Below are 21,431 nucleotides of genomic sequence, written 5' to 3' on the forward strand. Positions count from 1 at the left end.
AATCAACAAGTGTTAATAAATTCATCTGTTATGTCAACAATTTGAATATATTTCAAATTGTTTTTTATAATTCAGATAGATTTTTTTCCATTAATTTTAATGAAAAGTAAAAAATATGAAACTCATCCATTTTAGTTATGGTTAAATGTTCATTTAAATCACTAAAAAATGGGATTTATTGGATAATTATAAACATAATTTTTTCTTTATTCAAGGATGAAAATCGTACTAAATGTAGATATAACAACTATTATATTGTTTTAATGATATAAAAATATTTGGTTTTTTAAAAAAGAATTTTCTGAATTATAAATATTATTATATATTGAGAAAGTAAAAAAAATAGAAAAATATCAATTGAATCCCAAAAAATAACGTGTGAATATTATAGATATAAATTACATCTTGATATTTCGCATGAATTTCTACAAATTTAGATGTTTATTAAATTAGGAGGATTGATAGTGCCAAAAATGTAGTTTGTTGCTAATTCAGTATTTTATATGCATCCATGGGATTTTAGAACGCACAGTTATTATTTGCTAGTAAGCATTTTAATATCAAATCTTTTGGGGAAGTGATAAGTAATGGTCACAGTATTAAATAATGAAACTAAAAGTTTATTAGTTGAAAAAATTGCAAATAAAAATGCGTGTATTGGATATGTAGGCCTAGGTTATGTTGGACTACCATCGGCTCTTAAATGTTTAGAAGTAGGTTATGCGGTAAGAGGTTTTGATAAAAACTCAGTAAAAATAAGAAAACTAGAACGTGGAATAAGCTATATCAGTGATATTCAAGATACTGAAATCCAAGATGCTTTACATACAAATAGATTTTTTGTTAGTACAGAAATGGATTATATAAACGAATGTGATGTTGTAGTTATATGTGTTCCTACACCATTAGAAAGAACTAGTAAACAACCAGATTTAACATATATTCATTCAGCAGTTGATGAAATAGTTAAATACATTAAAAAAGGTACATTAATTATCTTAGAAAGTACTACTTATCCAGGTACTACAAGAGAAGAAGTTTTATACAAATTAGAACAGAAAACTAATTTTAAAATTGGTGTAGATATATTTGTAGCATACTCTCCAGAGCGAATCGATCCTGCAAATCAATCGTTTTCAATTCAAGATATTATAAAAATCGTAGGTGGAGTTACATCTAATTGTACCGATTGTGCAGCAGCTTTCTATAGTAACTTAATTAAGGATATTCATAAGGTAAGCAGTCCAGAAGTAGCAGAGACAGCTAAGTTATTAGAAAATACGTATCGTTTTATAAATATCGCTTTTATTAATGAAATGACACAAATTTGTAATGAGTTAAACATAAATATTTGGGAAGTAATTGATGCCTCAGGAACTAAGCCATTTGGATTTCAAAAATTCTATCCTGGCCCTGACGTAGGAGGACACTGTATTCCGATTGATCCTATTTATTTTAAGTGGATTGCAAATAATAAGGATTTAGCAACAAAAATGATTGATGTGGCAAGAGAAATTAATGAAAACATGCCTAAGTACGTTCTTAATAGAGCACTACAGTTACTAGATGATAAAGATGGTAAGGATATTCTTATGGTTGGTGTTGCATATAAAAAGAATGTTAATGATGCTAGGGAATCGCCAGCTTTGGATATTATGAATGATTTAATAATAGAAGACTATAACGTGGATTATTACGATCCGTTTATAGAGGAACTCATTGTGGGCGATAACACATTGAAAAAATCTATAGATTTAAACCTAAGTCAATTAGACAAATACACTTTAATTATTGTTCATACGGATCATGATTGCATTAATTTTAAATTGCTTAACGAGGTAAATTGTTTAATTTTAGACACAAGAAACATATTTAAAGATGAATCAGTATATAAAAAAAATATTATAAGTTTGTAGGTGATTACATGGTAGAGTTTATTCCTTTTTATCGACCGGAAATCAATGATGAAGATATAGATAGGGTAGTTTCTGCCCTTAAATCTGGATGGCTTTCAAAGGGGCCAAAAGTGATAGAGTTTGAAGAGAATTTAAAAGAATATCTGAATACTGAACATGTAGTAAGTTGTAATTCAGGGACTGCCGCATTACATTTAGCATTACTGTCTCTGGGAGTTGGATTAGAAGACGAAGTAATAGTTCCAAGTTTTACTTTTTGTTCAAGTGTAAACGTTATTATGCATGTAGGTGCAAAACCTGTATTTGTAGATATAGATGAAGAGAATTTATGTCTTGATCTTCAAGATGTTAAAAGAAAAATCACTAAAAAAACGAAAGCAATTATTGCAGTTCACTTTGCTGGATATCCGGCTAAATTAAAAGAACTTCAAAAACTATGTAAAGAATACGGACTGTTTTTGATAGAGGATGCAGCGCATGCATTAGGAACAAAATATGATAATACTTTAATTGGTACACATGGAGATGTTATTTGTTTCAGTTTTTATGCCACAAAAAATATAACAACAGGTGAAGGTGGAGCGTTAGTCACTAAAAATGAATCGATTGCTGAAAAAGCTAGATTATATGGTTGGCATGGTATCACCAAAAATGCATGGAATCGTTATGGTGAAGAAGGAAGCTGGCGTTATGATGTTCTATTACCTGGGTTTAAATATAACATGATGGATCTACAAGCTAGTTTGGGTATTAGTCAGTTAAAAAGAGCTGATGAAATGATTGAAAAACGCAAGAGAATAGCTGAAAGGTACCAAGAGGAATTAAAAGAGGTTCAAGAGTATATAACGTTACCTAATTATACTAACAATCCAAGTGTAAAACACGCATGGCATTTATTTGTTATAAAAATTAATTCTAATTCTCCTGTTAGTAGAGATCAGGTAATTCAAGAAATGAAAAAGAGAAACATTGGGCTAAGTGTTCACTTTATTCCTGTTCACATGCATCCGTATTATGAAGAGAGATTTAACGTATATTTACCTAAAACGGAAGAGATATTTAATCAAATTATTTCATTACCACTGTATAGTGCTCTTACAGACAATGAGGTTGAACATATTATAACGTCTTTAAAAAGTCTATATCAATTAAAAATAGGGAGGTAAATATTTATGAAAATTGGGGTTATTGGTGGCAGCGGATTTATTGGTAAGCATGTTACAAAGGAGTTAATAGCAAGGGGGTATGAAGTAGTTATATTTGATAAATTTAAACCAAGTATTGATGTTCCTTTTAAAGAAATTGATATTTTAGATATTGCAACATTAAGAGAAAATCTTATTGATGTCGATGGGGTAATCCATTTAGCTGCATTAGTGGGTGTTGATAATTGCCGTTTAAATGAAGAAGATGTAGTGAGGGTGAACTTTGAAGGCACGAAAAATATTGTACAGGTTTGTAACGAAAATGGCATAGAAAAATTATTGTTTTCTTCCAGTTCGGAGGTATATGGGGATGGAGTGAGTGTTCCGTTTAAAGAAAATGATATTAAAATTCCAAAATCAGCTTATGGAAAAGCTAAATTAATGTCCGAAGATTATTTGAAAGAATACGCTAGTAATAGTTTGAAAATTAGAGTGGTTCGTTATTTTAATGTATACGGTTCACAACAAAATGATAACTTTGTAATTTCTAAGTTTTTAAAACAAGCTCATAGTGGTGAAAATATTACTATTTATGGAGATGGACAGCAAATTAGATGTTTTAGTTATATAAGTGATATTGTTAACGGAACTATACTAGCCTTTGAATATGAAGGAGAAAACTTTGCAGATTTTAATATTGGCAATAACAAACCTATATCTATGGAAGAACTAGCAATAAAAATTAATGAATTAATGGGCAATAAAAGTAAAATTAAATTTCTTGATTTAGGTGAAGAGGGAGTCCGAAATTCTAGCATTGAAATCTTTAGAAGAATCCCTTCAATAGAGAAAGCTAAATTATTTTTAAACTATCAACCAATTATTTCATTAGATAAAGGACTAGAGATAATAATAGGGGAGAAGTATGGAAACACAGTATCTATATCCTACCTAAGAATCCAAAGAAAATTAAGTATCCCATATATTCTTCTCCTTGGAGTATATCTGATCATGTATTTTTTTTGAAAAGTGTATATAGACCTAATGATTCTAAACTTAAAAAAAGTCTTCAAGCTCTTTATCCGGATGCAGAAATTGTATTAACTAATAGCGGTACATCTGCATTAGTAGTTGGTTTAAAGTACTTAAAAGTGGCAAAGGGAGATGAAGTAATTCTATCAAACTTTAATTGTCCTAATGTAATAGAAGCAATATTAACGGTGGGAGCAAAACCTGTATTAATTGATTTAAACACTAATCATTCAATTTCTCTTAATAAAATAAAAAAACATTGGAATGCTAATACAAAGGCAATTATTCTTACGCACTTGTATGGATGTCATGACGATTTAGAAATTATTGACTGGGCTAGAGAAAATAATATTTATATCATCGATGATGCTGCACAAGCAATGTTTTCTTATCAAAATGGAAAGCCAGTTGGTAGTTTAGGCGACATTGGTATTTTAAGTTTTGGGGGAACTAAACCGATCCCAAGTATTGGGGGAGGAGCGTTACTTCTTAATTGTACAATAAGTGAATTATGTGACATGGGTGAAGAAAAGAAGGAAGAAGTAATTTTAGATTATAAGAATCATTTAAAAACACAATTGGCTATAAAAATAAAAAAGAGTAGAGTACTGAGTTTATTTACTAATTATTGGAGGAAATTAGAGATTCTGCCCTCCTATAATAATAGTAAATTAGATTCTTTACCGGAGAAAACGGAAGTTATAAATCCAAAAAGAATGTCTATAGTACGTTCATTGTTAATTGATAAACACCTACAGAAAACAAAGAAGATTTTAGAAATAAATATATGCAACGCTAGTCTGTGTTATACAATGCTGCAGGAAATTGAAGAAAAGTATGGCGTTAAGATTATATTTTCAGCTCAGAATGTTTATTTAAACTATTTTACCATTATATTCAAAGAATCATCTGATAGATATGAGTGTTCTGTACATTTAGCGGAAAAAGGTATACAAACTTGTTGGAATTACTTACCCCTGAGTGAGATCCCTATTTTTTCGAAGTACGCAACTGAGTCAGAAAATATAGATTATTTATGGCCAAGGGTATTATCAATACCTTTTAAATATCCTTTAGTGAATAAGGACCTTAAGTATATATGTAGTCAAATTCTGAAATATTTAGAGAATAAGAATTAAAAGGTGATTATATGGAAATCGAAATATGTACTGACGCCCAATATTGGGATGCCTGTATGGAAGAATACAATGGTTCTGTATTTCATAGTTACGAATGGGGAAAGTTAATGGAATTATTACCTGGTGTTCAATTTTTCCCAGTACTAATAGAAACACGAGATACAGTAGTTTTAACTCCTATGTATGTACAGGATGGTAGGCTTTTGGGAAGTTTAATTGGTTATGGAGGTCCAATAATAATTGGCCAAGATAAAATAGATTTTTCAGTTTATGAATCCATAATAAATAAGAAGTTTGAAAATAAAATTCAAAAGCTTTTATTACCTATAACGATAAATCCTTTTCAAAGTTATAGTAAAGAAAAGTGGGATTATAAAGAAACTTATATGCTAGATCTACCAAATAGGTTTGAGGATTTATGGACATCGTGTTCTGGAAAAGCTAGGACATGTGTTAGGTATGCACGTAAACAGAATGTTGAAGTTCGTCCTATAACTGTAGCGGAATTAGATGAGTTTTACCAATTATATCAAGAACATAATACAAGTATAGGAGCGAGTTATTCATTTAGTAGAGAGTTTTTTTATCATTTAGTTCTTAATTTGCAAGAAAAAATCCTTTTCTTAGGGGCATTCTTAGAAGAAGAATTAATTAGTTCCAGCATTTTTATAATGGATAAAAAGGTTTTATATTATTGGATTAACATTAACAATACCGAAGGGAAAAATTCACAATCTTCATATTTACTACTAAATGATGCGTTTGAATTAGCAATTCATAATAAATTAAAGTATGCGGATTTAGGATATTCACATAATAAAGGGATTGCTAGACCTAAGATATACTGGGGGGCAGCTTTGAAAAAATGTTTTTGTTTAAAAGAAAGGATTTAAACTATGATTATTAGTGGCCACCAACCAAGTTATTTACCTTGGTATGGTTTTTTTGAAAAAATTCATAAATCAGATGTGTTTGTATTTCATGATATAGCACAATTTGAAAAAAAGGTTTTTTAAATAGGAATCGTATTAAAACTTCACAAGGAGCGTCTTGGTTAACTGTTCCAATACAAATGAAGAATTATAAAGAAATTCCATTTAATAAGTTAAAGATAGACAATACTCAAGATTGGGAACGGAAGCATTGGAAAGCAATAAGAATTAATTATTCTAATGCACCTTACTTTAATGTATATAAGGATTATTTAGAAAATTTTTATTCGGAAGATTGGATTAATTTAAATGATATGAACATGAATTTTATTCATTTTATTATCCGTGAATTAAACATTGATACGGAACTATATTATGTATCAGATTTAGAGGGGATTACAGGTAAGAAAAGTGATTTTGTATTAGAGTTGTGTCAGAAATTTAATGCCAGTACTTATTATTCTGGAAGTTTAGGGCAAGATTATTTAGACGAAAATGATTTTGAGAATGAAAATATAGAAATTATCTACCAAAGAATAAGGGATTATTCCTACAAGCAATTATTTGGGGAATTTATACCACATTTATCTATTTTAGATATTTTACTAAATTGTGGACCAAAGGAAACAGAAAAATTAATTAAAGGAGTCTAAAATTTTATGAATGTACTTGTATTTGCCGCTCATCCGGATGATGAAATAATTGGTGTTGGCGGAACAATAGCGAAACATGTGAAACAAGGTGATGATGTACATGTTGTAATACTTGCAGAGGGAAAATCTTCTAGAGCTAAAGAATATAAAGAGCTAGATTTAGAGGTTAAGAACTTATCTTATAAAGAAACAGAGGGGGCATGTACTACACTTGGTGTAAAAAGTTTTGCAAGACTAGATTTCCCTGATAATCGTCTTGATACATTACCCTTACTTGATGTAGTGAAAGAGATTGAAAATCACATTAAAAAAATAAATCCTACAATTATTTATACTCAATATGGTGGAGATATAAATATTGATCATACTGTTGTTTACAGAGCAGTAATGACAGCGACACGCCCTCTGCCAGATACTAATATCAAATGGGTATTTGCATATGAAACTTTATCTTCTACAGAGTGGAATTATAATGAAAAAGATAAGTTTCTTCCTAATTATTTTGTGAATATTGAAGATCATTTGGAGGAGAAATTAAGTGCGATGAGACATTATGAATCTGAGTTAAGGGAATTTCCTCATCCACGCTCTATAGAAGCAATGAGACATAACGCATTTGTATGGGGTGCCAAATCTGGATACCAAGCGGCTGAGGCATTTATGTTAGTAAGGGGGACATGGTAGGTGAAGAGAATATGTTAATACCACAGGTCCCGTTCTTTGGTTTAGATAGTAAACAGATTGACTTAAAATGGGTTGAAAAAGGCTATGGATTAGAAGCAAATATTTTTGATGGGACATCTTTATTTGATAACTCATATACAAAAAGGTTTTCTGAGGTCCTGTCTTTTGTTCAAACCCTTAATCCATCCTTGTTAACGCTGCATTTTCCTACTGATAATGCAGACTATCTCAATGATGAATTTATTAAAAAGCAACTATATGAATTTATTAACCTTGCTATAAAGTATAATGCATCAGGTATAACAGTGCATGCTAATCAATTCATGAATGTCGCGGAATTTCAAAACTATAATCTTCTAGATAATAGAAAAAGGATTATAGAGTTCTTTAATATGCTAGATGAGGAAATAAAAGGGACTGATATATGGATTGGCGTTGAAAACCTACCCATTATTGGAAACTTGGGCGATGATTTTGATCCTATATTTATATATCCCGAAGATTTTACTGATTTGGTTAATCTGGAGTTATCTAACGTTGGAATAACATGGGATATATGTCATTGGTCTATAACCTATCTTACACGTTTAGGTATTTCTAAATTATTAAGGCAAGAAGAAATTGAATATAAGGATTTTCATAAGTATTTAAGCTTAATGGATTATATTAAACATTTTCATTTTAGTTCTTTTAAGCATTTAACGATTCCTTATAGTGAGATACGTTGCTATGAGGGAGAGAATCCGGCTAATGGATCTATTGATGAAAGTTTATTACATGAAACTTTATTAAAAGTGAAGAACAATACTTTGGATAAAAACATAGGAATTGTATTTGAGGTTCAGGAAACTGATTATACGAATAGAAAGAGGTCATGGGAGACTCTTAATTGGTTTCATAAAAATATTACTGGTATGCAAACAAAAATGAATTATTTGGAGATATAAAAGGCACTATCGGTTTATTTATTTTTACATGTAACTTGAGTTAGAGATTATTTTAATGAACCTTTTCTTCTAAGTAAGTGTGTTAGGAGGGAAGGTTTTAATATTAATCTTTTTTAATCATAGGGAGGACAAATGAAAAAACTAACTCTTATAAAGAAGCTTATTGTAACTTTTGGGATTTTGTTGCTTTTCCTTTTTAGTAATTTATCTGAGGATGTAATACTAGTACATGCTATGACTAAGAACGACCAAAGTTCTCTCATGTCAGATAAGGTTCGTGCTAGTCGAGCTATTGAACATACACGTTTTCTGTCTGAGAAAATTGGTCCACGTCCAAGTGGGACTAAGGAAGAACATAAAGCAGCTACATACATTGGAGATACATTAAAAAAATTAGGGTATGAAGTTGAGTATCAGGCCTTTCCTGTACCAGATCAATATATTGGGAGTATCTCTTTTAGTGTGTATGGAGAAAAAGAATGGCAAGTTGGAGCAGCATCTAATGCATCTATACCTAAAGATCCTGTCGTAGGGCCGGTAGTTTCTATAGGAAAAGAGAACGATATTAAAAATTCACCTGAGCCAATTCATGGGAAAATAGTATTACTGGAACAAGCTGATACGTATGAGAAATATAATGAACAAGTTGAGTATGCAGTAGAAAAGGGAGCAAAAGCTGTATTGTTATATAGTACGATTGGGGATAGAGGCAACTATGGAGAAGCCTTTAACCCAGTTCTAAAAAAGAAACAATCAATACCTGTATTTGGGCTTGCTTATAATCAGGGAATTAGAATGAAAGATAAAATAGTGCATAATAAAAATATAGTTAGTTTAAAGGCAAAACATGAAATGAATTTGAGTTCATTAAATGTTATTGCGAAAAAAAAGCCCAAATACAAGACAGATAATGAGGATGTAGCAATAATGAGTGCTCATTATGATAGTGTTATCGGAGCACCTGGAGCAAATGACAATGCTTCTGGCGTAGGACTTTTATTAGAGTTAGCATACAATTTTAAAGATATAGAGATTAATAAAGAAATTCAATTCATAGCGTTTGGAGCAGAAGAAAATGAATCCTTAGGTGCTTACCATTATGTTAATCAGTTATCTACAACAGATAAGAAACATATTCTAGGGGTTTTTAATGCAGATATGATAGCGACAAGTTACCAACAGGCTAAGGACTTATATGCAATGACACTAGATGGCTCTCAAAATGAAGTAACAAATACTGCAGTAGCTACTAGTAAAGCATTAGGGAAATCGGTTGTATTAACTGGAAAGTTTGATTCTAGTGATCATGTACCATTTTACGAAGCTGGAATTTCCTCAGCACTATTTATTTGGATGGATGTAGAGAGTTGGAATCCCCTAATTTATCATGTTGAAAAGGTATTCCATACACCTCAAGATACCGTTTTAGAAAATATTTCTCCTCAACGTATGCAGGAGGCACTAGAAATTATAGGGACAAGTTTATATTACTTTATCAAAAGATAGGTTTTTTCGGGGGGGGGGGGCAGCATAGCCGACTAAATTTAGATTTTAATAATAATATAGTAAAACTTTTGTTGGGATAAAAATATACTTTGAGCATAGGCGAGGTAACTATATGAGGAGTACATGGAAAGAATTAAAGGGGATGGATCTTAATGTCTGGATCCGCTTTATCGGAGAAGCCTTAAATGGTATTGCAATGATGATGTTAATGCCATTTTTTGCATTATATTTAAAGGATAAAGTGGATTCTCTACTTGAGGTAGGTATAGTTATGGCTTTATCCCCAATTGCGGCGAGTTTTGGTTCATTAATTGGAGGGCATATAGCGGATACTTATGGACGGAAACCAACTATGGTACTCTCTATGGCCAGTAATGGGCTACTAATGCTTGTTTTTTTGTTTATTGATAGTTTTATAGGGTATGCCATTTTATCTATTGGTTTAGGGCTATGTAATTCTTTCTTTGAACCAGCGGCATCTGCAATGGTTACCGATGTAACAGAACCTGAAAAAAGAACTGAGGCATATGGATTACTTAGAATGGCTCATAATATAGGAGCTGCGATAGGCCCTATAATTGGTGCAGCAGTTGTGGTTGTATCAAAAGATGTCATATTTTTGATTACTTCTGGAACCATGCTGTTTTATACAATATTAATGTTATTGTTTCTAAAGGAAACAAAGCCTAAAAATATAATGATACATGAGGAAACACATAAACAGTCAATAAGATTTACGTTAAGAGTTGTTATAAGAGATAGAATATTTCTATTCTATATAGTGACGGGAATCATTATATTTATGGGATTCTCACAATCGGAAGGTATGTTACCACTTCATTTTAGTAATGAGAATACAATGATTTTTGGAAATAGTAATCCATTTCCATATTTAATGACTTTAAATGGCTTATTGGTTGTATGTTTCCAATTTCCTATTTCAAAGTGGTTAACTCACAAACCAATTGGTAAATCAATGCTATATGGTGCTATTCTTTTTGGCGTTGGCCTTTTAGCAATAGGATGGTTACCAAAGTGGTTTCAAGTAATAGACGCAAATGAATTAATTATTCTAGGCTCATTATTAATAGCTTATACAGTTTATACAGTAGGGGAAATGATCATGTCACCTGTCCAAATGACATTCGTCGCTAATATAGCTCCAGAACATTTGAGGGGGACTTATATGGGGGCGGCTAATCTGCAATGGATTACAGGTAATGTATTTGGACCTCTTCTAGGCGGTGTATTACTGGATCAGCTTTTAGGACATATGTTATTTACAATCTTAGGTGTGGGTTGTATTATTTCTGGATTTGTTTACTTACTATTAGATAGACTTATTGAGAATAGAAGTAAACAAATACCTATAAAACAAACATCTTAATTTTAATATTGTTAATGAGTTGAAAATTAAATTTTATGTTTTAAGGATTAAATAAAGTGCACGTTTATTAAGAGTAAACGTGCACTTTATTTATTAGTGTTTAAACTTAATTTATATATAGTGAGTTTTTTAGGTGACGACTTAAGTGTATAAAAGTAATTTGCTACTTTATTTAATTAATTTCAACTAGACTTCTTGTCTTATCAATATGATTAAGTAACATACGATACTCTTCTTCGTACATAGTTACACGTTGTAGAAGGGAATGATTTTCTGTCTCTAAAGTTTTTATTTGACTTTGTAAGTTTGTAAATTCATATGTTTTTTTATAATTTTGTAGAAAGAGAATAATATCATCTAATGTCAAAGATAAAGAGTATGTTTCTTTTTTTGTTGAGAGGGAGAAATATTGTTTCCCACTTCTCGATTTTGTTTTGCTTGTTGTATTTCCTCTTGGTATTGTTTTCTCACGTATGAATTCCAGCGAAATCCACAAGCTGCAGGTGTCCGATTTAGTAGCTTTGCTACTTCCTTGAATGCAGTTAACTGTGTTCCACCGTTACGAATATTCTGGAGTACTGTGGATGCGAGAAGTAAATCGTTATCGTTCGTCCAGGAATCTTGTCTTGAGAGTACCACGTTTTAACCTCCTTTATATGTTTTATAACATTAATCAAATTAAACGTTCTCTTTTCCTTTTGTAAATTTAATATCAATCTCTCATTTTAATCTACTTAGAATAAATCCGTTAATACGTAGATTGCTGATGATGCGTTAGGTGGATTTACTTATATCACCCACCAATTTATTAGTGAAAAATTAATTTCGTTGTACATAATATTATAGGATCTTCTGACAAGAGACAATTACGCTGATATAGCCACTAATAGGAAATAAGAGTACTTTATTTGTTTGTATTTTGGGTTCTGGATAACGATTGTAATATGAGTTTTTAATAGACATTTAGTAGATATTTGTTAATTTAACATCTCTAAATGGAGGCATGTAACTTGAATATAATAGATTAAAAGAGGATATATACTATTGGGGTTAAAAAGAAAACGAAATAGAGAGGATATTTTAGGTTAGGAAAATTTGAATGGAATTGTCATTAAAGATAGGACCTTTCAAAAAGGGAGGATAATTGACAACTGTAGGTACTATGATTAGGAATTTAATTCTAATCATTTTATGTTGAGAAATAAAAAATTATTTTGTAAAAGGCGCGATGGGGTTTTCTTACTGTAACCATTTCTTATTTATCACTAGACAGCTTGATTAATAAGAGAAAAAAGTTGGTGAGATAAAGGGCATCATTCTAATTAGAATGATGCCCTTCTTAATTTTAAATATAATTTAATGAAATACTTTTTCAATTGTGGGCATAACAGCTATTGGTGGTAGGGATTTAGTCCATGCAGCTGCATATACATTTAATTTCTCACCTAATGTGTAGTTTTCACTATCTGAAACAGGAACTCTTAAAATCTTATTTTGAGAAACTAGATTCCACCAATCATGTTGATAAGCAAGAGCTTCATCTTTTGTGGACGTAGCTGCAACTACTAAATAATTGTTCTCTACTGAAATGACATATCCAGTAAAAGGTTCTTGTTCTTGGTTCTGAATAGAATGAACAGGAATATTGTTGGCGGAAATCTTGTTAAAATCTGCAAAGGCCGGTGTTAATCCGAATGTAAATCCACATCCTAGTGTTAAAGCTGTTACCGTTGTTACGAATGTTTGTTTTTTGTTAAACATGATATATCCCCCTTATATTTTATCCTTACACTATCCACTTTCAATTTACATACATATAAAGCCTTTTAATATTAAGATATTTAACAATTCTGTCACAATTATTCCATAAATGTTAATATTATCTATTAATGGAATTGGGTTTATGTTATAATTCACTAGGTGAACTATTATTGTTCATTTCATCTCTTGATGAATGTATGCCCTTCCTTAAGTGTAAAGATGTTCGATTTTATTGGTGAAGAGAGGATATATCCCTCTTCTTTTTTTATTAATATGGGACTTTAGGGAATGAACAGAAAAAGAACCCTATGGGGTTCTTTTTCTAGGCATATTAACAGTAAGGAGAGTAATGAAATGCTATTTTCAAATCTTTACAAGGAGAAAAATTTGAAAAAGCTTATCATGTTATTATTTTTACATATATGTAATATAAAGTGAATTGATAATATTTAGACTTACTATTAGTAATATTTAATTAAGATAGTTAGTACTACATTAATAGTGTTAACTATCTTGATTGGTATGGAATGTGATAGAAAGCATAAGTTTGTCGCAAATTTATACTTTCATAATTTGAAGAATATTCTTTATATTAATTTTAAAGAAAATATAAAATTTTTACTAGATGTGAGAAAAAAGAATTGAAAATATCCTTTAAAATAAGATATATTTGGTTCAAAAAATTAGAGGGCACCAATTCATTAAAGCAGTAAAAACGTTTTAATGAATTAGTGTCCTTTTTGTTTTAAAAAGAGAATATATTTTCTCAACAGGACAAATGGTAATCAGCTATAAGTATTAGTTATAAGAATAAAAGGAAAATAGAAATTAATAATAAAGGAGAATGCGAAATGATAACATTAATATCTGAAAAAAATCTAGCTGAAATCCACGAAGACGATGTAGATGTATTAAAAGTAATGGCACATCCTGTTCGATTACAAATTGTAAATGAATTAATGCACCATAAAATGTGTAATGTTACACAGTTAACGGAAATATTAAGAATCCCCCAATCTACTGTTTCACAACATCTATCAAAATTAAGGGGAACCGTACTCCGTTCAGAAAGAAGAGGGTTAGAGATGCATTATTATATAGATAATGCTAAGGCACGTCAGATTGTTGAAATTTTAGGTTTGTAGATTAATAATACATAAAAGGTTTTCTGTTACAAGGCAGGAAACCTTTTTTATATGTATAACTAATTGTGTGATAATATCATACTGTAGAAACTACCTAACAATAATTTAAATTTAACAGCTTGTTTTATCTTGCCATACACAATTTAACACGATATATAGGTATAAACTTACAAAGAAGGGTTTTAATTAGAAATTAGATATAACAATGGATAATGGTAAGTGTATTAAAGAAATTATAGAATTAATGAAATAAAAAATAATCAATAGTTGTTGTAAAGGCATATATTTATAAGAATGTGGCAGGAATGAAATGAACTTTACAGTTACTTTAACTTGGATGAAAAGAGATTTAATAATTGTTTAATAGAGTTCATTACCTAGTAAATACGGAGTTCCTGGGCTTGAAGGGGAGGATATAAAAAGATAATGTGAATAATCCGAAACAAATATGTTTCGGATTAGAGGTTCGAGATTTTATCCATTTTCATTCAACGGTTTGTAAAAGGTAATAAGTTGAATTTTCTGGATTTTAATAAAGGAAATGTATTAGGTTAATCAATAGATACTCCACCAGAGACAATCAGTTTTGTTGGTGCTGGCGTATCTCCACCATTAAACGAAGAGTGTTGTGATACATTTAAACTAATTATGCTACATGCTAATGCACTTACTACTACCATATTTAATACAATTTTCTTAATCTTTTTCATTATTTTAACGCTCCTTTTCTCAAATATTTCTTATCAGCATTATTACTAATATAGAAATATTTGCTTGCCTTAACATGATTATCTGCCTCATAAAATTGGATTGCTAAAATCCCTGCATATTCTTTTACACAATCCCACATTTCCTCTTTTTCAAAATAAGAAATAGCATCAGTAACTACTTTTTCTAGTTTAATTCTAGGTAGTTCTGTGATTAGTTCATTTAAAACTGCGAAACGATGCTTATATTCCTCATTTCCTGATTCATTTGTATACTTCATTCCTTGCTCGATATATGATTTTGCTGTTTCAATGCCTTCTAAATTATAATATGCTCTTGCTAAGACAAATAATGCTTTAAAATGATTCGGTAGGGTATTTATAATTTCAGAACTCTGTCTGATCGCCAATGGAAATAAATCTTGAATATTATATAACCAGCCCAAATTATGACGTACTCTTAATAATAATTGTTCTTCATTATACTTTTTAAAAACATCAATAACCGTATTGAGACATTCTTCAGCTCTTTCAAACTCTCTTAGATCTATACAAGCTAAACCGTATACATTGTCGCATAAGGCAACATTAATTTCATAGCCTACATGATTCTGGTATACTTTTTTGCCTTTACTACATGTTGAATTGCTTCAAATGGTTGATAAGATTGATAACAGTAAGTTGAAAATCTATACTCAAACTCGGCTTTTTCTACTGCGTCAGGTATATCAATTAAAAGTTCTTCCGCCTTTTCATAGTGTGTTTTCGCTTCAGTATAATTTGCTAAAATTGTAGAATGAATTGCCTTAAAGAAATGATAATAGTAAGCTAAAAATAAAAAATCATCTTTGATAGTAGAGAGTTTTTCTATTTGATTAAAAGAATCTTTTGTAATACTCATTGCATCTACCAAGACCATATATCTAAAATTCAGTAGGGAATAATAGAATGATACATAGTGATCTGCTTTTAGTCCTTTTAAACTTTCTTTTACTTTTAGGTATGTTTGTTTTGCTTCTTTTACATGATATAAACGAATTTCTTCATACCATTCGTGTAATAATCCCATCAATTGCTCATTACTCTTCTCTTGAACATTCATAATATCCCCCTTTTCTATGTAAAGGCTTATTCTGATAATAACAGGAATTAGATACATTAAATTTAACAATGAGTTTTTTTCATCAATATACAGAATATTCAGAATATGGCAGTTACCCACCCTTTGTAATGCGACAAAATATAGCTAAGATAGTACAAATTTCGCTAAGTGATTTTTTGATGCTTAAATGTTTGCTATTGAATATATCGTATAAGAGGTGTCTTAGTACTATGGTAGAAAAGGAGGTAGCTTACATTGCTATTTTTTTGAGAAAATATTGGACTTATTAAGTTTCAAGGAATTCAATATAAGTATACTCATGTCTACTTATATTGAAAAGTGAGCGTTAGTTTATGATAAGTTTTGGGATTAATTTACTAAGGACAATGACAAATTTAAGAACAAGAAGAAAAGTAATGGATGCTAGAATTCTGCAAGCGTTAGGGTAGAATTTAAATGTTTTTTGAAAAAAAGAATTAGCTGAAGGGGATACAGTTGCTCTTCATGTACATTCTCGTACTAATTCTCAAGATAAGGGAGTTGCTATAGTTGATATATTTCGTATCAAGGATGGAAAGATTGTCGAACACTGGGATGTAATTCAAGAGATTCCAAGTGAAGCAGTTAATGATAATACGATGTTTTAGGTAGAAGGATATATAAATTCAGATTTATAATAAAAAACCCCATTTTGATTAACCTTTTTTCAAAATGGAGTCTTTTTATTTTCCATATAAAATTAACAGTACCCTTGATGTATGAGTCACATCATAGTAAAAACTCTTCTATAGGCAAGAAGAGTTTTTTAGTAAGTCTATAGCATTCTGGGAGAAATTAATGTTTTTATTATTAATAATGAAAAATAATTAGGATAAGAAGGGGAAAATAGCATGAAAATGAAAGTAATGATTTTAACAGGCTCAGTACTTGCAGCAACAAATGTTACGGGCAGATACAACTTTTAAAGATGTTCTTACTGATCATCATTTGGTCATATAAAGCATAAAAGAGAAAAATATCGTAGCAGGTTATAGAAATCGTATATATGGTTTCGGTGATAGTATTATACGTGGTTAAGTTGCTAGATTACTTTATCATTTTAGCCAAGATGGTTTTTAAAACATAATCAGTACGATTAAATGGGAGACATGAGTCATTGCTTATCGATGGTAAAGTAGACGTATATAATTTAAAAGGAAACCCATGCAACAATATAAATAATAATTTGTAGGTGAACGTAAAAAATACCAAGATGGCCCTGAAGGGGAGGGGGGCTTGGTGTTTTTTAGCTAATATCACGATTTTTAAGTAATTTTCATATTCTGTTAACCGCACTAATATCAAGTTTTTTAATTCAATCGTTTAAATTTCGCAAGTGTATTCTTTATCTCTTTATCTTCCACATATCAGTGGGTAATCTTTGTATAATCTGATCTTATCTCTAAATCACAACAGTACCATCAAGTTAAAGTTTCATTTTATTTTGCTAACTTGATGGTGATGTGACGTAACCTTAATTATTTGGAAATTTTAAAAAAGTCCCCTTAGTCATGTTAAAGGGACCTTGATCACGCAAATGATCTGTAAATCAATTCATTTTTGATAGGCAGATCATTTGTATGATAATTTTTGTAAATAATTGCTGAATAGTGAATTTACATAAATGCTTTTAGAAGTTCTTGAATTAATGGGATTGCTCCACCTATAAATTTTAAAACTGCCATTGCGATTTCCATATTATTCTCTCCTCTTTTTTCGTATTAGGATATGATAAATCTTTATAAATTCATTATAGTAAGCGCTTACAATTATTACAATACATTTTCGTATGCAATATTGCATATTTATACATTAGATCTCTATCATTCATTTTTTAATGGTACTATAGCGAGGTGAGAGTCTTTAAGGGTTCTCCTTAATAGGAGGAAATATGGAAAGAGTGCAAGCGATTTACAGTAATCAAAAATTTAAGAGTTGGGTTAAACAGGTATTAGCTGTAGGAGGAGTAATAGGGTGCTGTTATTTGGTGTTATATGTTTTCTGCTTCTTAGTTATCATGTAAATATTATACAACGAAACTAGTAGAGTCTTACCTAGAGAGGTAAGGCTCTTTTATTGTAGTACCTCGAGATGAGCAAACTACATACAATATCTATCAGGTTTTTTAGATCACTTTGTATGGTTCCTTGTTTAGAACAATAATTCCTATCATTGAAATTAAATAAACTTCTATTTAAAAGTTTGAATTTATATTGAAAACAGAATTCTATTGATAAAAAATATGTTTTTACTAGATACATATTAAAAAGACAAGTATAAATTATATTAGATTTTGGCAAAGTCTTTTTGACTTGGAAAAGGATTTAAATATTACTTGTAGATTTGATTCCTTTTTACATACTATAATCCTTATATTTCTACGTAAACATAATACAGTAATAATGATTTAAAAGCAAGAATTTTAGTAGCGGTACGTTCACACATCCATCAACTTAAGATTTTAAAGTAGCTCTTAAACAAAAAACTTCTTTTTTTAATTGATTCATAGTAAATAAGAAAGGTTGGCAAATTAACAACTAAAGAGATTTCTTCAGGTAAGCTAATAAGTAATCTATCAAAAGGTCCTTTACAAAATTTATACATAAGTCAATTATAAGATCATGTAAAATTTAAAATTATGTAAATGTTATACATTTTTGTAAAAGACATTCATTGACACTTGCGTATATAAGTAACTATACTCGTTACATCAAATTGAATGTGTGATAATACGATTTTATTATTATTACAAACATGTAAATATAAAAATAGAAAATCCCAATTTGATAAATACAATGGTAGAGGTGTTTATTTTAATGAAGCACAAATTAATTGCAACAGGTATCCTTGCAGGATCTATATTATCCTATTCTTCTAATATTTTAGCAGATACTCATAAATTCCCTGATGTTCCTGTATGGGCTGATAAATCTGTTAATTATTTAGTTGATAAACAGGTATTGAATGGTTATCCAGATGGAACTTTTGGTTCAAATGACTCATTAGACAGAGCTTCGGCTACAAAAATTATGACAAAAGTTTTAGGGATACAAATTGATCCTAATGCAAAACCATCTTTTACAGATTCACAAAACCACTGGGCTACTCCTTATATTGCTGCTGCTGAAAGAGCTGGTATTGTTAAAGGTGAAGGTAATGGAATCTTCAATCCATCCGGGAAAGTAACTCGCGCTGCTATGGCTACGATGCTAGTAAATGCATATAAACTACAAAACACACCAAATTATAACGAGCAGGTTAGATTTGAAGATTTAAAAGGGCATTGGGGAGAAAAATATGCCAATATTTTAATAGATTTAAAAATTTCTAATGGTACTGAGAACGGTTGGCAACCAAATAGATTTATAACACGTGCTGAAGCTGCTCAACTTACTGCAAAAACAGATATGTTACAACAAAATTCAAACGATGAAAAAGAGATTATTACTGCTACTTCATATGAAGATTTAAATTTAACAGTGGCTTCGAAAATTACAGCTCAAGAGATTGATAGTTTTATTGCGAAATATCATTCGGATAGTCCTTTAGTTGGACATGGGCAAGATTTTATCAATGCGCAAAATCAATATGGCGTGAGTGCTCATTATTTAGCAGCGCATGCGATTTTAGAATCTGGATACGGAAAATCAGAAATCGCATATCAAAAACATAATCTATTCGGTCTACGTGCATATGATGGAGATCCGTTTAAATATGCGAAATATTTACCAAGCTACGGCGATAGCATTGCTTATAACGCTAATTATGTACGAGAAAGATATTTAGAAGAAAGTGGTATGTATTATAACGGGCCAACATTAACTGGCATGAACGTGAAATATGCATCAGATAAAGGTTGGGCTAAGAAAATTGCGGGTATTATGGAACGTATTAAACCGTTTCGTGTAGAAGACTATACATATGCAAAAAAATTACCAAAGAATCCTGAAACATTAGATGTCGACGCATTATCTAATGAAATTCCATATAAAATGTATGCAGACGGTTCAAGCTCAAATGTTGTATCATCAGCTACTTACTATCAGGTACCTTATCCATTTAATTTAAAAATTAAAAGTAGACCAGATGTAGCTGTCGAGGAGAATAAAGTTGGTACAGTAACTTCTGGAACAACCATCTTTATTTATCGTGAAGATCCAAATGGATGGGTAGAATTCTCTTTTGAAGCGAATGGAGAAAAATACTGGACATTAAAAAGTAAATTAAGTATGTAATTAAAAAGATCTATTTCACTACTTTTAATCGATTAGATTATAATCTCATATAATTGAGAGACAATTTTTTTACTTTCTTAAAATAAAGTTATGTATACAAGAAAAGTTAGAGGATTATTTTCTCTAACTTTTCTTCGCTAGTATTTGAAATTAAAAAGATGGTGGAGTTACTCCAAATATAACAGTGACCTTGTTTAAAGAAGTGTTTTCCCATTTATGCTTTGCATAAGGTGGGATTTTAACACTATCACCTGTATTGAGAAGTAAAACCTCATCATTTAGATATAGTTTTACTTGTCCTTCCATAATAAATGCTATTTCTTCCCCTTTATGTGCCACAGGCTCCATAGATGAAGCAGTTTGAGGTAACAGATTCATTAAAGCCAATTCTAGTGATCCATCTAAATTAGGAGATAATAGCTCATACGAAACATTGCCGCTTTCAGGAAAAGTTATTTTTTTTCTTTGGTTAGCTCTTACAACTAATTCTTCTGTACTGGTATCCTCTAAGAAAAAATTAAACAATGGAATATTTAATGCTACAGAAATTAATTTTAGTGTTTGTAATGATGGATTTGTGATTCCTTTCTCAATTTGACTTAACATGGAAGGTGTTATATCAGCTAACTCTGCTAAACGTTTACTGGTTAATCCGGCACCTTTTCTAAATGCCATAATTTTTTGACCAACATTAATATTGTTCATATATGTAATCCCCTTTAAATAAGTAAATGAAATTAAATTATTATTAATTTTATTTACTTATACTTAATATATTGTTAATATATACTTAATTATAATAAATTATGATTAATTTTAAAATATCGTATGTACATATGGCAGCAGCTGCGAAAAAGTGGGAAAAAGATTTACTTAGAAATAAAGGGGCTACTATTTTTGAATATACAGCTGGTTATAGTAAAGCAGTAGAAGAAGGGGGAACATAAGTTAATAAGAATCAAATGTGCTATTTTATTAACGATGAAAAATCAAAGCATGTATTTTAAGGTAATGCAGTAGTTGCTACTCGTCTGAATAATTGATATACAAATAAAAGTTGATGGATCGCATCCTCTATTTGTATATCTACCATGTGGAGTA

At 30.4% G+C, this 21,431-nt stretch carries 14 protein-coding genes and 6 pseudogenes; 14 read left to right on the forward strand and 6 right to left on the reverse strand.

What is annotated here, in order from left to right:
• The first annotated feature begins 587 nt into the window (after window positions 1–587).
• The 10 genes and pseudogenes from NZ044_RS12290 to NZ044_RS12335 all read left to right on the forward strand — a co-directional run bounded on the left by NZ044_RS12290 (window position 588) and on the right by NZ044_RS12335 (window position 11,341).
• Entirely contained in the window at window positions 588–1,916 is a 1,329-nt protein-coding gene (locus tag NZ044_RS12290; protein ID WP_098505536.1) for a nucleotide sugar dehydrogenase, read from the forward strand.
• A gap of 8 nt (window positions 1,917–1,924) precedes the next feature.
• Window positions 1,925–3,082 carry a DegT/DnrJ/EryC1/StrS family aminotransferase gene (locus NZ044_RS12295; protein ID WP_000229112.1) on the forward strand — a complete coding sequence of 386 codons (1,158 nt, stop codon included), beginning with the start codon at window positions 1,925–1,927 and terminating at the stop codon, window positions 3,080–3,082.
• A 6-nt stretch (window positions 3,083–3,088) separates the two neighbouring features.
• Window positions 3,089–4,009: pseudogene (locus tag NZ044_RS12300) on the forward strand (NAD-dependent epimerase/dehydratase family protein); the annotation flags it as partial.
• A gap of 20 nt (window positions 4,010–4,029) precedes the next feature.
• Window positions 4,030–5,232, forward strand: a complete 1,203-nt coding sequence (locus NZ044_RS12305) for an aminotransferase class V-fold PLP-dependent enzyme (RefSeq protein WP_445661949.1) — start codon at window positions 4,030–4,032, stop codon at window positions 5,230–5,232.
• Between the two features lie 11 nt (window positions 5,233–5,243).
• Entirely contained in the window at window positions 5,244–6,125 is an 882-nt protein-coding gene (locus tag NZ044_RS12310) for a GNAT family N-acetyltransferase (protein ID WP_098505538.1), read from the forward strand.
• Between the two features lie 3 nt (window positions 6,126–6,128).
• Window positions 6,129–6,817 (forward strand): annotated as a pseudogene (locus tag NZ044_RS12315) (WbqC family protein).
• 6 nt (window positions 6,818–6,823) lie between these two features.
• Complete coding sequence (locus NZ044_RS12320; RefSeq protein WP_001101895.1) at window positions 6,824–7,501, forward strand: PIG-L deacetylase family protein; 678 nt, start codon at window positions 6,824–6,826, stop codon at window positions 7,499–7,501.
• Window positions 7,502–7,512: 11 nt separating this feature from the next.
• Complete coding sequence (locus NZ044_RS12325) at window positions 7,513–8,448, forward strand: endonuclease (protein WP_003281342.1); 936 nt, start codon at window positions 7,513–7,515, stop codon at window positions 8,446–8,448.
• 132 nt (window positions 8,449–8,580) lie between these two features.
• Entirely contained in the window at window positions 8,581–9,954 is a 1,374-nt protein-coding gene (locus tag NZ044_RS12330) for a M28 family metallopeptidase (RefSeq protein ID WP_000737099.1), read from the forward strand.
• Between the two features lie 112 nt (window positions 9,955–10,066).
• On the forward strand, window positions 10,067–11,341 hold the full coding sequence (locus tag NZ044_RS12335; protein ID WP_118962029.1) for an MDR family MFS transporter: 1,275 nt from the start codon (window positions 10,067–10,069) through the stop codon (window positions 11,339–11,341).
• Window positions 11,342–11,513: 172 nt separating this feature from the next.
• On the opposite strand, the pseudogene NZ044_RS12340 reads toward NZ044_RS12335, so the two are convergent.
• Both NZ044_RS12340 and NZ044_RS12345 read right to left on the reverse strand, forming a co-directional pair.
• A pseudogene (locus NZ044_RS12340) lies at window positions 11,514–11,980 on the reverse strand (RsfA family transcriptional regulator).
• Window positions 11,981–12,697: 717 nt separating this feature from the next.
• Window positions 12,698–13,102 (reverse strand): DUF3221 domain-containing protein, encoded by a 405-nt coding sequence (locus NZ044_RS12345; RefSeq protein WP_000482311.1) that lies wholly within the window; start codon window positions 13,100–13,102, stop codon window positions 12,698–12,700.
• 851 nt (window positions 13,103–13,953) lie between these two features.
• Here NZ044_RS12345 and NZ044_RS12350 point away from each other — a divergent pair.
• Window positions 13,954–14,247, forward strand: a complete 294-nt coding sequence (locus tag NZ044_RS12350) for an ArsR/SmtB family transcription factor (protein WP_000631350.1) — start codon at window positions 13,954–13,956, stop codon at window positions 14,245–14,247.
• Window positions 14,248–14,798: 551 nt separating this feature from the next.
• Here NZ044_RS12350 and NZ044_RS12355 read toward each other — a convergent pair.
• Window positions 14,799–14,957 carry a Phr family secreted Rap phosphatase inhibitor gene (locus NZ044_RS12355; RefSeq protein ID WP_000721348.1) on the reverse strand — a complete coding sequence of 53 codons (159 nt, stop codon included), beginning with the start codon at window positions 14,955–14,957 and terminating at the stop codon, window positions 14,799–14,801.
• Window positions 14,957–16,056 (reverse strand): annotated as a pseudogene (locus NZ044_RS12360) (response regulator aspartate phosphatase). Before NZ044_RS12360 ends, NZ044_RS12355 begins: the two are co-directional and overlap by 1 nt.
• A gap of 467 nt (window positions 16,057–16,523) precedes the next feature.
• On the opposite strand from NZ044_RS12360, the pseudogene NZ044_RS12365 reads away from it, so the two are divergent.
• Window positions 16,524–16,703 (forward strand): annotated as a pseudogene (locus NZ044_RS12365) (nuclear transport factor 2 family protein); the annotation flags it as partial.
• Window positions 16,704–17,711: 1,008 nt separating this feature from the next.
• Here the strand turns inward: NZ044_RS12365 and NZ044_RS12370 are convergent.
• Window positions 17,712–17,898 (reverse strand): annotated as a pseudogene (locus tag NZ044_RS12370) (hypothetical protein).
• 1,013 nt (window positions 17,899–18,911) lie between these two features.
• On the opposite strand from NZ044_RS12370, the gene NZ044_RS12375 reads away from it, so the two are divergent.
• On the forward strand, window positions 18,912–20,330 hold the full coding sequence (locus NZ044_RS12375) for an S-layer homology domain-containing protein (protein ID WP_000680992.1): 1,419 nt from the start codon (window positions 18,912–18,914) through the stop codon (window positions 20,328–20,330).
• 150 nt (window positions 20,331–20,480) lie between these two features.
• Here NZ044_RS12375 and NZ044_RS12380 read toward each other — a convergent pair whose 3' ends face one another.
• Entirely contained in the window at window positions 20,481–21,035 is a 555-nt protein-coding gene (locus tag NZ044_RS12380) for a helix-turn-helix domain-containing protein (protein WP_001059815.1), read from the reverse strand.
• A gap of 101 nt (window positions 21,036–21,136) precedes the next feature.
• Here NZ044_RS12380 and NZ044_RS12385 point away from each other — a divergent pair, with 101 nt between their 5' ends.
• Entirely contained in the window at window positions 21,137–21,277 is a 141-nt protein-coding gene (locus NZ044_RS12385) for a hypothetical protein (protein WP_003260087.1), read from the forward strand.
• Window positions 21,278–21,431: the final 154 nt, after the last annotated feature.

Origin of the sequence: Bacillus sp. FSL K6-1338 (assembly GCF_038006965.1) — a bacterium.
In the GTDB taxonomy this organism is placed as follows: domain Bacteria; phylum Bacillota; class Bacilli; order Bacillales; family Bacillaceae_G; genus Bacillus_A; species Bacillus_A thuringiensis_S.